Below are 14,847 nucleotides of genomic sequence, written 5' to 3' on the forward strand. Positions count from 1 at the left end.
CTATGGGTAGTGGGGGAAATAAAAACATTTTTAATATATTATAAACTTATTGTAAAAAAAAAAGTGTTTAAATGGCTGTCTTTTTATTAAAACTTAAACATTTAAAAAGAAAAATTTATGAGAAAAATATTATTAACTTGGTATGGAATAACAGATTTAACGGCTTCTTTTCAATCCAACTTAGGAAATGGACCTATTTTAGGAGCATTAAAATCTGATGAATATACAGATATATTGATTTTAGGTTATACAAATCCTAATAAAAAAAATATAGAGAAAGAATCTTTTGATGTAGATAAAGAGAGAATTAAAAAAGCTTTTAATTTAAAAAAAGATTCTAATTTAATTTCCAACTTAATTTATGATTATGCAAATACAGATTTTTCTCATAAGCATTTTATCTTATGGTTAAGAGAGCAGCTTAAAATAGCATCCTTAAGGACTAAGGTTAATTTTCGTCCGGTAAAATTAACTCATCTTAATGATACTGAGGGTATTTATAATACATCAATAAAAGCGTTAGATAATATAGTTTCTATAGAAAAAGAAGCTGAAGTTTGGCTCTATTTAAGCCCTGGAACTCCTATAATGGCTTTTGTTTGGGCTTTTGTTTCTATGCGATACCCAAACACTAAAATCAAGTTATTAGCTTCTTCAAAGTCAGGTGTTCCGCCAGAAAAAATAGATCTTCCAAAAGAATGGTTAGAATTACATGGTAAACAGATTAATAATGAAACAGATTATGATAGTTTTGATGTTGTTTTTCATTTATTAGGTGAGCAAAAAATGCCAAGTTTATTAGGTATCAGACAGTTTGATTGTAAAGAGCATGTATTTGTAAATACCAAAAGATATTCTGCAGGTGGATTAACCTTGTTTATTGAAGGTGATAACTCTTTAGAAATAAATATAAATCCATTCAACCCAGAGGATGTTATGGAAAAAATATTAAATGTTATTTCAAAGAAGCCAATTTATACTCGAATTGGATTTAATTTAACAGGCGGTACTAAGTTAATGTATGCAGGAGCATTAGCCGCTTGTAGAAAGATTAATGGTATACCTTTTTATTTTGATATTGGTAATAAAGAAGTTGTATACTTAGATAATTTCAAAAAAAGAGTTCCTATTAAAGAGATTGAGAATGTAGAAACATTTATTAAACTAAATAGTAACTATCTAAGAATATCTAATAAAGGTGATAGTTCGGATTTTAATGATAGAATAGAATTAACAAAGATCCTTTGGATAGAGAGAAGTCAAATATCTAAATTATATAAAGAAATTGTAAAATATAATAAACAAAGTGGAACACCTTTTAAGTTATCAAATAATAAAATTTATGTAGAATTAACAAAAGAAAATACGGCAAAAATTACAATTAATAATAAATCGTTTAAGTTTTTAAATTGTCCAGATTTCGCAAAATATTTAACAGGAGGTTGGTTCGAAGAATATGTCTACTATAGGCTAAATCGACTTAAGGAAAAAGGTATAATAAAAGATATTCGTATTAATTTTGAAGTTTCTTATAAAGAAAATAATGAAAAACAAGTTGTAGGTCAACAAAGAAGTTTTTCTGAAAGTGCCTATCAAGAATTTGATATTATTTTTACAGATGGGAATAAACTATATATTGTGGAATGTAAGGCTGGAAATATAAAAAGTGAGTATGTGAGAAAGTTAGAATCTATAACTAGAGATTATGGAGGGATTGGCGCCGTAGGTATATTAGCTTGTTGTTTCAAATCCAATAACCAAGTTATTTCTAAAAAAGCTGAATTATCTGCTAATGTGAGGCTTTTTGCAGGTAATAAGTTATTTGATGAATTTGATAACTTGTTAAGCTTAATTTAGTTACATAATTACAGAAATAAAATTGCTTAATTAAAAAGAGGATATATTAAAAGTCTAGGCAAAGCTCCTCACAAACCTATATTAATGTTATCAATTATTGAACTCATTAAGAAAGGTTTGATAACATCTAATAGAATTTATATAACAACAGAACTTGTGTTAGCATTTAAAAATAACTGATATAATCCTTAAACAATGAGCCGATTAACGTAATTAATCGGCTCATTATTTTATTATTACCTTTGATAGGTAAGTTTATCAACAAATTTTCTTTTATTTTCCTTTTTTGACTCTAAAAAGTACTATTTGTACCCCACATGTACCTCGTGTACTCTTGATCCCCTTTGTTTACTAGGGATTTTACTTACTGTATTGGGAAATAAATATTAATACAAAATATTAGAATGAATATATTGTAAAAGAAGTTCGTGAAGTATGAAAAACAATTGAATTGGTTAAGCTAATTGTAAGAAAATCCATATTTAATAAGCTACTGAAACAAGCTTTTAAAAGTGCAAAATTAGAGCTAATTTATGATGATTTTTATAGAAGTATTTTAGTAAAAGATTAATGAGTTTTTACTTGTTTTTTACCACAGTACTTTGTGAGCTAACGTTTTTTTATCAGTGTAATATTTTTTTCATGTTTGTAATAGAACTAATTGCATCCCCCTTTTTTACCGTTTTCTTAATTTCAACTACCTGTCTATCAAAAACTATTATAGCGTTATTTTCAAAAGATGCAATTCGCCAAGGTAAATTTCTGTCGCTATATTCATATACAGTATAAGTTGAATCCTTAAACTCGACAGTCAAAGTGTCTTTTTCTCTAATTGAGGTCGTATTATAAATGTTTCCTCGTAATTCATTCGCAATGTCAATCCGTTCGACTTTTTTGGCAACAGTTTTTAATTGTTTTTATTCCAGTCATGAATTAATTCAAATGTTTTAATATTTTTTACAATATCCAAATGTTTTACATTCTCCATAATTTCTACTTGAACAAATTTTTTGGCAGGTTCAAATACAATTGGAAATTGTTCAGGATAAAAGCTTTCGTCTTCTTTCCCAACTAAAACCATGCAAGGTATATTAATGTTATCTATCTCTTTTTGGTGGTCTTCGGTGTCAAAATTCATAGTCATATTATACGAATAAGATGGAACTTGTAGACGATCATTCATTGTTTCTGGGCGATTAAAAAATAGTACAGGTAAATGGTTAAAGTTTTTCACATACACATTATTAAGCATTGAAAGTCCGATAATTCTTCTCAAGGCTACTTTTACCCAACCACCACTACTTGGTTTTACTGTTGGTGCTTTATATCCTAAATATGGTGAAATTAAAACTGCTTTATCTACTTTTTTATTTTTCGGATTGCCAATAAACCTTAACACAAACCCACCACCTGAAGAGTGTCCAGCAAGAATGATATTATGAGCATTGAAATTGTTCTTACTAAATTGAATAAAATCTTCAATGTCATTTTCAAGTTGCCCAATGAAATCAATATCACCTCTTTTTCCTGTATTTCTTCCGTGTCCTCTCATATCGGGTGTTATTACTGTTGCTATATTTTTATTAGCAATTGCATTGGCGATATTTGCCAAATATCTGCTATCAGAACCAGAGCCATGAATTAGTATCATAATGTCTTTACTCTGACTTTTATAAACTCGATTAAAAATTTCTTTATTATCTCTCATTTTTGTCCATTGTTCAACTCCTAAATCTGTATGAGTTTGAGTTTTTATTGAACTATAATCATAATTTTTAACATTTTTTTCAAGCTTGATAGGCCAACAGATTAGAGCTAAGGATATTACTGCGTAAATGCAAAAACTTATTACGATTATTTTTCCAATCTTATTTAAAATTTTAATTCTCATTTTTTTAATATATTGTTTATAACAATAGTATATCTTAATGCTTATTAATAGAAAAATATGATTCTCAGTTGTGGTTTTGCAAAGATGAGCTGTCAAATTGTTGCCAACTTGTTTATTGACTCACTTCAACAACATATTTAGTTCAAATATATCTCGATAGTTTATCCGTCATCTGATAAATTACGTAAACATATCTAGGCCAAGTTGCTTATTCCTTATAAAAAAATAAATAAGTACTTCTGCGTATTTGTTATAAGCTGAAGCTTAGGAGTTAACTCCTAATTAACTAGTTTTACAGAAAACCGTAATTGGGAAAATAACTAAGAAAATTTTTTTACTTGTTGCTAGAAATAGAGGAGATAGTAACGCCTTATTTCTTCAACTAAAAACTTTAAAATAGTTGTTTTAGGTGTTACTAAATAATGTTTAAATGCTTTTGATTATAAGCTTTTAATGTTAGTTTATTATGTTGCTTGGTTTACTATTTTATTCCTAACGTTAATTTAATTTTTTAGTGTTTTGCTAAAATTAGGTACAATAGTTTCTCTAGCCTTATCAACATTTATATAATTGCTTAAATCTCTAAGTGAGATGACTTTAAATTTATTCTCATGTAAATATTGTAGATATTCTTTAAATAATTTAGGAGGTGTACTTACCCATGGATGTTCAATATCTGGTACACCATGTAGAGTTAGAACAACAATTTTTCCGTTTTTAGCTTCGTTAAAGGAAGCCATTATTTCCGCTTTATTACTTGCATCTGCCGCCCAACTTGGAACTAGAAATGGATGATCTTCCAAAGGATCATAAACTCTGCTACCTCCAGCTCTAGCAAAAACGTACTTTTTCTCTTCTAAAAATTCTAGCACCTCAGAATTCAGTGCGTAGCCTGGATAGGCAAAATTAGTTGGAGTTTCAATATCTAGAGAATCACATTTATTTTCTATATAAGCTAACTCTTCATTAAATTGTGCTTGCGATAAATTGGCAACATTAGCATGTGTATGTGTATGTGTATGATTGGCTATTTCAAAGCTCATGTTGTTAAGTGCTTTAATCTGTCGCCAATTCATATAAAGCGTGCTGTCTTTAAATTTGGGAGGAAATTCACAGACAAAAAAAGTAGTTCCAAAACCGAATTCTTTTAATAATGGTGCCACAATTGAATATTGACTTGCCGGAGCATCATCAAAAGTCAGTACCACTAGTTTATCTGGTATTTCCTTTTTTAATATTTGAGAATTACCGTAAAATGTAATTGAAAATATAAATAGAAAAGCACTAATTATTTTCATAAAGGTATTTAAAATTAACTATTAGTCTTTGTGTTAATAATAATTTCGAGTTTGTACTTGCAAGGATTTTCTAAGGGGAATTAGATATAGTAAATTCTAGAACTTACCTTGGTTTACAAAAACATTAGCTGCTTTTCTTCTTTTTTTTAAATATATCTTTTAGTATAATATATTGTTCGTGATATAAAAGTATAGAAGCAATAATGAAGGGTACTCCAGACCAAAACGCCCATGTATGAAAATCGGTGTTGTTTACACTAGGATATGCTAAATACCTAAATGAAAACCATAATGAAATTAGCCCTAAAATACCGATTACGTGCTTAGTAATAACTTTTTCGATTTTTATACTTAAAAGGATAAGTAATTGACCTAGAAGTGAAAGTAGTGAAGCGCCAAGTAGCAGGTTAGCAAAAGAATCGGAAAAACCACTGCTTGAGAGCCATCTATCTAAAGTAATATACTCAGTTAATAGCATTACAGAAATAGTGTTTTTATGAATTATAAAAATAAATGAATGCAATATTAATGTCCAAATTTTAAGCTTTTTCATATTCTTATTTATAACAATTAAAGTAAGTTTTTAAAAATGTTTTTTGATTGTGGAACAAGTTTAGCATATTGAATTTACATGTTTTTTTCATTTATACATTAGCGAACTTAACCTGATTACAAAATAGACCTCTATTCTTACTTATTCAAGCTAATATATAAATAATAAATTTTAGGAAAACAATAGTTAACTATATTGGGTCTGTTAGTATTTAGTAACAAACAAGTTTCAATAAAACCACGCTGTAAAAGTCATTTTGTATAGCTTTGCTGAAATATAAATTACATAGGGATCAAATTCTATTTTGATAGGGCTTAGGCTCACATAAAAGCGTATTATTAATGAAATATATTTTTAAGGAAATAATTTTTAAATGGAACGAAGATCACCATAAACAAAAGGCTTATAACGAAAAGCAACTTGTTAATTTATTATACAAGCAAAATATTGAACTCGAATTAATTGAAAAAACACTCAGTGATTATTCAGTTTATTTTGATCGCGTAAAGCGGTATTTATATAGTCCAAAATGGAGTAAGCTTACAAGAGATTTTCCTACTTGGTTTAATTTAGTAGATAGTAAAGAGCAAGAAATTACAAAGGCTTTTATAGACGAAGAAAATGCTATCGAGGACGATAATACTAGGTTATGGGTTGTAGCCAAAATTGATAAGAAGATTTCAAATTCCGATTTCGGATTTTTGTACCAAGCTGTTATTTCTCTGCCCGATGGTGTTTCTAGTCCTGGGCAAGAAGGCATACCAATAAATTTATGGTGGCAAGATGTTGCTAAGCAAAACAATATTCAAGGTGTTTTTTTAGCATATTATAGAAGTATTTCAACCATAATATTTCGAGTTTCAAATGAATTAACAGCCGAGCATTTAAATACTACATTTAAATTTAAACCCAAGGCTATTAATTTTTTAAAACATATAAAAGATCGGTTTAAAGCTGTAAAATATGACGAACTCAGCCTTACAAATAAGTTATTTTTTAAAAGGAATATTAGAATAGATGATGACTTTAAAGGTGAAATAATAGATGCATCATTAAACCAATCGCAGCAACAGGCAGTTCAAAGTGTATTCTCTCAAAATGTCACTTTTATTTGGGGCCCACCAGGAACAGGAAAAACATACACACTTTCAAAAATTATAGCAAAAGCATGTACAAACGGGTTGCGCGTTTTAGCCGTTAGTATTTCAAATATTTCTATTGATATTCTAGGAAAAGAAATTATAAATGAATTTGAAAATTTCTCAGAAAATTCAAAGAAACTTCTTGAAGATAGAAAGGTTTTAAGGTTTGGTTATCCCGTTTTATCAGAGATTGTAAATGATAGCAGACTTTACCCCAAAAAAGAAGAAGTAGATCGCGTAAGAAAAGAATACGGCACAGTTTTAAAATATTTAAGAAGTCATTCTAAAAATACCGATAGGGAAGATATTGCCAGAGCCAGAAATAAACAAATTTTGCTTAAAAATGAGATAAAACAAATTAATCAAACAAGAATTGCTAATTCTCAATTAGTGTTTACCACAGCGGCACAGTGCTTTTTAGCTGATAATTTTGAACATGAAAAATTTGATCTTGTAGTTGTTGATGAAGTAGGGATGATGCCATTGATACAAACGCTTACTATGGCCAGTTTTTCAAAAAAAAAATTTGTTGTTGCAGGAGATTTTAAGCAACTTGGGCCAATAAGTACAGGCCAGACAGAGGCTGTAAATAATTGGTTTAATAAAGATGTTTTTGAATATATGGATGATGTTGAAGGCTATGATGAAAACATTAGAGTCATGCTTTCCGAGCAACGCAGGATGCATCCAGACATTTGTTCGCTAGTAAATGATAGGTTTTATAATGGTTTATTAACCTCTAATTATCAGGAGAAATTCACTTCAATTAATTCTGTTTTTGGAGTTATTAATACGCCGTATTGTTTTATTCCTGTAGAGCCTAAAAATGGAGCAATTGTAAAAACCACGCAAGGACGATCTAGAATTAATGATAAATCTGCTCAGGTTGTAACTGAACTTGTAGAAAGTTTAATAATAGAAAATGAAGCGATGATAATTGGTGTTATTACGCCCTATAATGGCCAAGTAATAAATTTAAAACGCAAATTGAGAAACAAAATGCTTTCCGATAATCAGCTTAAAAATGTTACAGTTGGTACAATACATTCTTTTCAAGGTTCGGGTTTCGATGCTATTATTTATGATATAGTAGATAACTGTGAAAAAAATATAGGTATGCTATACAAAGGCATTCAAGGAGAACGATTAGTTAATGTGGCACTTTCTAGAGCAAAACATAAGTTAATTATTGTAGGCGATCCAAAGGTGTTTTCAATTTCGGACGATTTAAATGAAGTTTCTAAAAAATTACGGTCTTTAATGGTTGATTTAAGATTGTCTGAGAATAAGTTGAATTATAAAAATTAAGAATCCAAAATAAACTTGACTATCAGTAAATCTTCATAGTTTCTTTAAATCGCTAAAACTTTGGAAATCATTGTCTTGTATTCATTCATGTTTCTTTCGTATTTTTTCTGAATTCTAATCCATAGTATAACGCCAACCGCTAAAATAGCAACCGCCATTAGATACAAATAAGGACTACTATTTTCTCCGGAAAATAAAGTTATTAGCATAGCTAAACCCACAAACATATCTGTAAATATGACCAATTTCCACAAAAAGTGTTGATTAAAAGAAATTTCTACATCGGTCTCATTTTCAATAGCCGTTTTCGATAATTTTCCTTGTACAATAACGGTATTTATATAGAATAAATACCATGCGTATAGAATCCGTTTACGCATTTTAAAGGTTATTGAATCATTTTTATCATGGTTCATATTAAACACCAGTCCCTTTACAGTCCCAAGTGAAGATTCTATATTTTTACTAACCGCTTTAAGGTTACTGTTTAGTTTAAAATTCCATTTTTTCATAATAATGTTTTAAAAAGCCTGTTATCAAATGGCACTATTTTAAAATTTCCTTTATTTTTTGTTTTAATTCTTCTCCTCGCAAGTCTTTACTAATTATAATTCCATGCTCGTCAATCAAATAATTTGTAGGAAGTAAGTTTATTCCGTAAAGAATTGCTTGTTTATTTTTCCACCCTTTTAAATCGCTTACATTAGTCCATTGAAGGTTATCTTTTTTTATCGCCTCTAGCCATTTTTCCTTATTATTATCTAATGAGACTTGAAAAATTTCAAAACCTAATGGATTGAATTCATTATAATAATCAACTAGATTTTTATTATCTGTTCTGCAAGGCGCACACCAACTGGCCCAAAATTCTAAGAGCGTCAATTTTCCTTTAAAATCAGAAAGTTTAGTTTCTTTTCCGTTTTGGTCTGTACTTATTAAGTCCACATATTTATCTCCAACTTTTAGGTCATGGATAGATTGAATATAGTTGAGAATTTCTTTTCCATATATTGAATTTTTATTCTTTTCAGAGAATTGATTGTATAGCGGTTCAGTTCTTTCTTTTTTCAAGGATATGTACCATTCGGCAAGTACGAATGAGCCTAAAATATTATCCGAATTGATTTTTATAAATTCTAATAATAAGTTTTCACCTTCTTTTCTCGCAAGCGTGTCCATGGCTTGATATAAATTGTCATATTCTATTTGAGAATCTGAACCAAGAATCTCAGCATTTTTGAAATTTACATTTGAAGCATTAAATGTTATAGGGCTATCTTCTAACCACATTTTTTTAAAAAGTAAATTATCGTTGCTTTTCAAAACAGCAGGAAAAGGATAATATTGCAAGTCTTTTGTTAGATAGAATTTATTATTCTGCACAATTACAGAATCTATTACATTTTCTATTGAAGAATCAAATAGATACAAGGCTGTTCCGTTTTGTAAATCTTTTGTCGTTCCACTTAATGAGAATTTTAATGTTTTTTCTTGATTACAAGATGTAAAAATTATCAATATCACCAAAAATGTTAGTTTTTTCATAGATTTTTGTCGTGTTGGTAACGAGTATTTATGTATCACAAAACAGTAATAATCTTTATTTAAGCCTTAAATAGTTATTCTTTTACCTTTATTTTATTTTCCAAATTATCTAAGTTGTTTTGATATAATTCCCATTCCGGATCTTGAGCTTTCTTGATTAATTTTAATGCTTTTTCATAATTAGCTTTTGCCTTTTGTAATTCACCGAGTTCTTCGTAAGCTGAACCTAAATCAGAATACGCATCGTATGAATTAGGGTGGGCTTCTATATTGGCTTTAAATGCCTTTATCGAATATTTCTTAAATTCTTCTATTCTCAGAAAAGCAAAACCCAAATCGTTTATGGCATATTCGTTTGTCACTTCAAAACCAAGTTTTTCGGATAATTGATCTAGGTGTTCTATTGTCTTTTCGATAGCTTTATCTGGTCCACCTTGAACCATTATTTCTTCTTTAGTTCTAGGAATTGTATATTGGATTGGTTCAAAAATAAAACGTAAACCAAAATATATTGAAGGCAAACCAATGGAGCCGTGAGACTCTTTAGGCATGGGGTCATATTTAAACCTGAGATTAGCCTCTTTATGCGTATTTATATAGTTTTCGAACTCTCCACTTAACTTGAGGACATTCCCTCTCATATTACCGCTATTTTCATTAGCTAGGCTCAAATAAAAAGCTCTGTTAGGTTCTAGAAGATTAGTAAATGTGCTTTCAAATTCTTGAGAAATTAATTCATTTGGATACCATAAACTAGGACTAATAGTAAGGTATGCATTAAAAAGCTCTGGTCTTTTTAAAAAAGTATAAACGTTGAAAAGACCACCTAAAGAATGTCCTACGATTACTTTGTACTGAGCGGCTTTATATGTTTGTTCTATAAGTGGAATTAATTCTTTATCAAAAAAATCTATAAATTTATCAGCTCCACCTGTTAAGCCTAATCTTTTTTTATGTCTCTCACTAAGTTCAGGAGAATTAGGAGTGAGGTCGCGATTACGTCTAGTATTCCTTATACCCACAATAATCATCTCAGGAATAAGTTCGTTTAAAAGAAGATATTCAATAGTTCCTACTGCGTGCGAAAAATTATAAAAACTATCAAGTAAATAGAGAACAGGATAAGTTTTATCTGATTCGTTATAATTCTTAGGTAGATAGATTTCTAGAGTTCGTTCTTCATCTAATATTTTTGAATAGATTGTTGAGGTTTCACCAATTGTTATAGCATTTTGTGAATAACTGGTAAAACTTAATAGAATAAAAAGGATTAGAAATTTTATTTTCATAGTAAGTTTTTCTATTGCAATTTTTTATGGTCTTTATCAAAGAGTCAGTAATAAAGGCACATAATGCGTTAATAATGTTTAGTACTATTCACCAAGATTGACTTTTGCCAACAATTGTAAAAACAAATAGGATATATGTAATGAGCTTTATTATAGCTTATTAAGATAAAAGTAATTAAAAAAAGTCGATTTAAGAGGTTTCCTAATCTTTTTGGGGAAATAGATATTATGTAATAATTTGATTTTAGTAAATCAAGAAAGTTTTTTAAGCTTAAAACCTTAATTTAAATTAATAGCAGGGAAGAGGAATTCCTTTAATTTACAGCGCATGATAAGATTGTGTTTTTAGCAATAAGCCGATTAATTTTACTAATCTAGCTCACAATTTACAAATGAAAGGCAATGAGCATCTCATTAAACCATCATCACTACTTTAACTGATTAGCAAATTCTGATGGAAGCTCACTAATAGATCTGATTTTTACATCTTTATAATACACTTCTGCACCTTCACTTTGGAGTTGAATTTTACCTTTGGTTAGCGGTTTAGCTATGTTTTTTTCATTATAAGTAACCGATTTTTCTACCACAAGAGCTATTTTTCCATTAACAATATGGTAAGCTTTATCACCTATACAAATCAAATCAATTTGATTCCATCCTTCCAGCTTTCCGTAGTTAGCATTTTTTCTGCATCGGCCGTCTTCTCCGGTTTTAAATTGTTTATAAGCACTGTTTGGGTTGTAGATAAAAATATCCCAAGCCGAATCTGGATTTTCTTTCTTAATCGCTTTTATATCGGCACCTGTACCAGCAATAGTGTAGTAATCTCCACAATCTTCTTCTTGAATCTGAAATTCCTGAGACTGCATCCAACAGTTCCAAAAAGCACCTTGTTCTCCAATGGCATGGTACAAAATTCCGCTATCCATGGGTTTACCTAAACGAGGCGCATATTTTTTATCGCCCCACTTAAACATAAGGCTTAAATGGTAGTTTTCGTATTCTTTTTTGGTAGTTACTGCGCCGTAGATTTCTCCTGAAACTTTCAACACAGGTTCACCATCCATTTCAATAGCCGAAAAAACGTTTAAAGGGTCGTTGTTTAATCCCAAAGGTGTTCCTTCCTCCATGCCATTACCTTTATCGTAACCTTCAATAGCTACGCTGTAGTGCGGTGCGCCAACAAACTCATCCCATTGGCTTAATTCCATATCTAGGAGATGTTCCCAGTCTTGGTTTGTAGAATTTTTCGAATTGCAAGAGCTCAGCGTGATGCAGAGTAGAACAACTGTTACGGGGAATATTATTAACTTTAAACTAGATTTCATATTTATAATTTAAATTCTATCGATTAATTCTACACGGATATCTACTGCATTTCTATTAATGTAAGTTCTGCTAAAGACCAACCGTATTTGCTCCAAAATCCTTCTGGTTGAAACTCTATTCGTTTTATTTTCTTTTCGGCTAAAGCGTTTTTTATTTCAAAAATGGTTTGCCAATCGTTTATATTAAGCCGACCAATTAATTTATTTGTAATTCGTTTTTTTTCTTTTATTTCAATTTCCGATTTATCTTTTTCAAATTTAATTTCTCTAAAAGAATACACAAGATTGTCATAACTTATTTTAGTTTTCTTACCATTAAAATGCGCACAAACTAATGTACTTCCTTTAAATTCTATGGCTTTAATGAAGCTTTTTTGACGATTTAAACATCTTATGTTGGATATCATTTCAATGCATAAAAAAGGGAATATTAATAAGATAATTATCCAATGAATTTTAAAGTAGAATAAAGAGAGGTATAAACCAACTTCAACACATATTAGAAGGGTATAAAAAGTTTTTTTGTTCTTAAGATGGTCTCGTTTAAATGTCATTCTTTGAGTTGTGACGAATGGTTCTGGATATATTTATTTACGCATTTGGTAAACTAAAACGAGTCGGTTTTTAAACACATTTTTTATTATAATAATTGATAATATCAACCACCTGCTTTTTCTTAAATTCTTTCTTTTTTATTTTATCTATTAAGGTAGGGCAATCTTCAATTAGATTAAATTTTCGTTTTTTAAGCCAAGCTCCTGTTCTTATTGTTACATTATTTTTTTCTAAAAAATAAACATAACCAGACGATGCAGGTAGGCTCATTCCTGCACCCATTCCCATTCCCATTGCAGAGCCAGAATTTGTAACAAAAACACTATATAGATTAATTTTTCCTAATTGTACTATTTTCATTTTACGAGAAATTCCTTGCACCAGTTTAAATCTATATCGCTCTACACTCTTATCTTCTCTTTCTATATCATAACCATTTAGTTGGCTATTTTCATAATGAATAATATCTGAATTTAAATTTGCTTTATATTTTATACCTCCCAACATTTTGGCCTTAACTAAACCTTTTAATTCTGTTGAGTCTTTTAAATAAATAGTGCCTTTTTTAGATTGTGCATTGATAAATAGAAATGATAGAATGGCTAAAAGGGTAAGTGTTTTTCTCATACTTTTTTAATTGTTAATGTTCTTGATAACTGAATTATTTTCATCGAACCAACTGCCATTTTTGTATGTTACAGCACCTAGTTCTGAATGAAAAAACACGTTGCCTAATTCGGTTTTTTGTTCTATTCCTGTTATATAATCAGGCACACAAACTCCATTATCTAGTTGAGTATAGCCTTCATCGCAAGGATCACTTTCGCAATTTATAAAAGAGATGCTTGTTATTAAAATAGCTAATAATAAAATATGTTTTTTCATTTTATAAAGGGTTTTATTCTGATTTTTTAGTCCAATTCATGAAAATATTCATGAGCCATTCCTTCAATTTCTCCACTTAATTTACCTCCGCAGACTTGGTTGTTATTTTCATAAAAAATAGAATAAGTCTGCTGTTCTAAATCTCCGATTGAAGTACACCCATCTAACCCAAGTAGGATTGTATAAAAAATGTCCGTAAAGGAAGCGTCTAAGGCTTTTTTTATTATTTCAGTTTGTTGGTCAGTGAGATTAAGAGACTTAATTAATTGTCCAACTTCGGTTTTAGAATTTTCAGATAAATATTCTTTTAAAAACCCCTCTTTTTCGGTGTAAAATGCTTTTACGAATTCTTCAGTGTTCATTGGCTTCTTTAGCTTGTGGTTAGCATCTCGTCTAAGAAATGGTAGGGCAGGAGATATGCACTATCGTTTCGGTTTGTTCCTTAGCGAAATATAAATATTTTGCTTTTAACTTTTCTATTATAAATGCCAAATCAAAAGATTTGGCGGACTTTATAAAAATACATTAAACTTTGGGTTAAGCACCAAACCCCGCATTAATTATAGCTTTTGTTATACTTAGTTTTTATTTTCTTTTCCATTTCGAATCAACTTTAATAAATTCCATTTTCACTTTATCATTTTCAGATTTATTAAGAGAATAACTATAAATTATAACGGTATCCTTTTTTATGGATATATCTTTAACTTCATAAAGTTCTTTCTTTTGATTTGATGAATCTGATATTATTTCAAAATTATATTTTTCTGACATAAAATTATTGTCAAAAATAATTCCAACAATAATAGTGCTACCATTTAAAGAATTACTCATTTCAAAACCCTTTGATAAATCAAGATAAAAAGGGTTGTCTAAAAGATGTTTTATTTTTTGAATTCTTTCCGAAAAAGTAGGTGTTCCGTCAAATCTAGAGTCATTTCCACAGACACCATATTCTCTCTTTGTAGCTAAATATAAAGTATCATTATTACTCAGGCTGCTGGCAATTTCATTAACAATTTCAGTCTTTAATTGATTTGAATTTTCGACTTCCTTCGTTGAAGGTAAAAAAAGGTCTGTATTAATAAATAAAAAGTATAAAAACGACAAAAGAATCATAATTGATACAAATATTTTTAGTCTTATGTTTTTTATTTTCAAATCAGTTTTTTTAATTAAGCACAACGTCTGGT

General features: G+C 29.4%; 14 protein-coding genes. 2 read left to right on the forward strand and 12 right to left on the reverse strand.

All coding sequences use genetic code 11. The features are described from left to right. Nucleotides 1-117 precede the first annotated feature (117 nt). On the forward strand, nucleotides 118-1,857 hold the full coding sequence (locus V6246_RS00760; protein WP_341558537.1) for a Card1-like endonuclease domain-containing protein: 1,740 nt from the start codon (nucleotides 118-120) through the stop codon (nucleotides 1,855-1,857). A 907-nt stretch (nucleotides 1,858-2,764) separates the two neighbouring features. Here the strand turns inward: V6246_RS00760 and V6246_RS00765 are convergent. From V6246_RS00765 to V6246_RS00775, 3 genes are all read right to left on the reverse strand, one after another. Then, on the reverse strand, nucleotides 2,765-3,748 hold the full coding sequence (locus tag V6246_RS00765) for an alpha/beta hydrolase (protein ID WP_341558538.1): 984 nt from the start codon (nucleotides 3,746-3,748) through the stop codon (nucleotides 2,765-2,767). 503 nt (nucleotides 3,749-4,251) lie between these two features. Continuing rightward, entirely contained in the window at nucleotides 4,252-5,046 is a 795-nt protein-coding gene (locus V6246_RS00770) for a polysaccharide deacetylase family protein (protein WP_341558539.1), read from the reverse strand. A 124-nt stretch (nucleotides 5,047-5,170) separates the two neighbouring features. Beyond that, a complete protein-coding gene (locus V6246_RS00775) occupies nucleotides 5,171-5,599 on the reverse strand; it encodes a hypothetical protein (RefSeq protein ID WP_341558540.1) in 429 nt (142 codons plus the stop codon). Between the two features lie 341 nt (nucleotides 5,600-5,940). On the opposite strand from V6246_RS00775, the gene V6246_RS00780 reads away from it, so the two are divergent. Then, nucleotides 5,941-8,049 (forward strand): DEAD/DEAH box helicase, encoded by a 2,109-nt coding sequence (locus tag V6246_RS00780; protein WP_341558541.1) that lies wholly within the window; start codon nucleotides 5,941-5,943, stop codon nucleotides 8,047-8,049. Nucleotides 8,050-8,093: 44 nt separating this feature from the next. Here V6246_RS00780 and V6246_RS00785 read toward each other — a convergent pair whose 3' ends face one another. The 9 genes from V6246_RS00785 to V6246_RS00825 all read right to left on the reverse strand — a co-directional run bounded on the left by V6246_RS00785 (nucleotide 8,094) and on the right by V6246_RS00825 (nucleotide 14,815). After that, on the reverse strand, nucleotides 8,094-8,561 hold the full coding sequence (locus tag V6246_RS00785; protein WP_341558542.1) for a DUF423 domain-containing protein: 468 nt from the start codon (nucleotides 8,559-8,561) through the stop codon (nucleotides 8,094-8,096). Between the two features lie 34 nt (nucleotides 8,562-8,595). Further along, entirely contained in the window at nucleotides 8,596-9,594 is a 999-nt protein-coding gene (locus V6246_RS00790; protein ID WP_341558543.1) for a TlpA disulfide reductase family protein, read from the reverse strand. A 74-nt stretch (nucleotides 9,595-9,668) separates the two neighbouring features. Continuing rightward, on the reverse strand, nucleotides 9,669-10,883 hold the full coding sequence (locus V6246_RS00795; RefSeq protein WP_341558544.1) for an alpha/beta hydrolase-fold protein: 1,215 nt from the start codon (nucleotides 10,881-10,883) through the stop codon (nucleotides 9,669-9,671). Nucleotides 10,884-11,311: 428 nt separating this feature from the next. Then, nucleotides 11,312-12,214: a 3-keto-disaccharide hydrolase gene (locus V6246_RS00800; protein WP_341558545.1), complete on the reverse strand. Its 903-nt coding sequence runs from the start codon at nucleotides 12,212-12,214 to the stop codon at nucleotides 11,312-11,314. Nucleotides 12,215-12,255: 41 nt separating this feature from the next. Then, complete coding sequence (locus V6246_RS00805) at nucleotides 12,256-12,621, reverse strand: hypothetical protein (RefSeq protein ID WP_341558546.1); 366 nt, start codon at nucleotides 12,619-12,621, stop codon at nucleotides 12,256-12,258. Between the two features lie 217 nt (nucleotides 12,622-12,838). Next, a complete protein-coding gene (locus V6246_RS00810) occupies nucleotides 12,839-13,396 on the reverse strand; it encodes a hypothetical protein (RefSeq protein WP_341558547.1) in 558 nt (185 codons plus the stop codon). Between the two features lie 6 nt (nucleotides 13,397-13,402). Continuing rightward, a complete protein-coding gene (locus V6246_RS00815) occupies nucleotides 13,403-13,654 on the reverse strand; it encodes a hypothetical protein (RefSeq protein WP_042505115.1) in 252 nt (83 codons plus the stop codon). Nucleotides 13,655-13,680: 26 nt separating this feature from the next. After that, nucleotides 13,681-14,016 carry a hypothetical protein gene (locus V6246_RS00820; protein ID WP_341558548.1) on the reverse strand — a complete coding sequence of 112 codons (336 nt, stop codon included), beginning with the start codon at nucleotides 14,014-14,016 and terminating at the stop codon, nucleotides 13,681-13,683. 223 nt (nucleotides 14,017-14,239) lie between these two features. Then, nucleotides 14,240-14,815 carry a hypothetical protein gene (locus V6246_RS00825; RefSeq protein WP_341558549.1) on the reverse strand — a complete coding sequence of 192 codons (576 nt, stop codon included), beginning with the start codon at nucleotides 14,813-14,815 and terminating at the stop codon, nucleotides 14,240-14,242. Between the last annotated feature and the right edge of the window lie 32 nt (nucleotides 14,816-14,847).

The sequence above is a fragment of the Algibacter sp. TI.3.09 genome (assembly GCF_038154905.1).
Taxonomy (GTDB): domain Bacteria; phylum Bacteroidota; class Bacteroidia; order Flavobacteriales; family Flavobacteriaceae; genus Algibacter.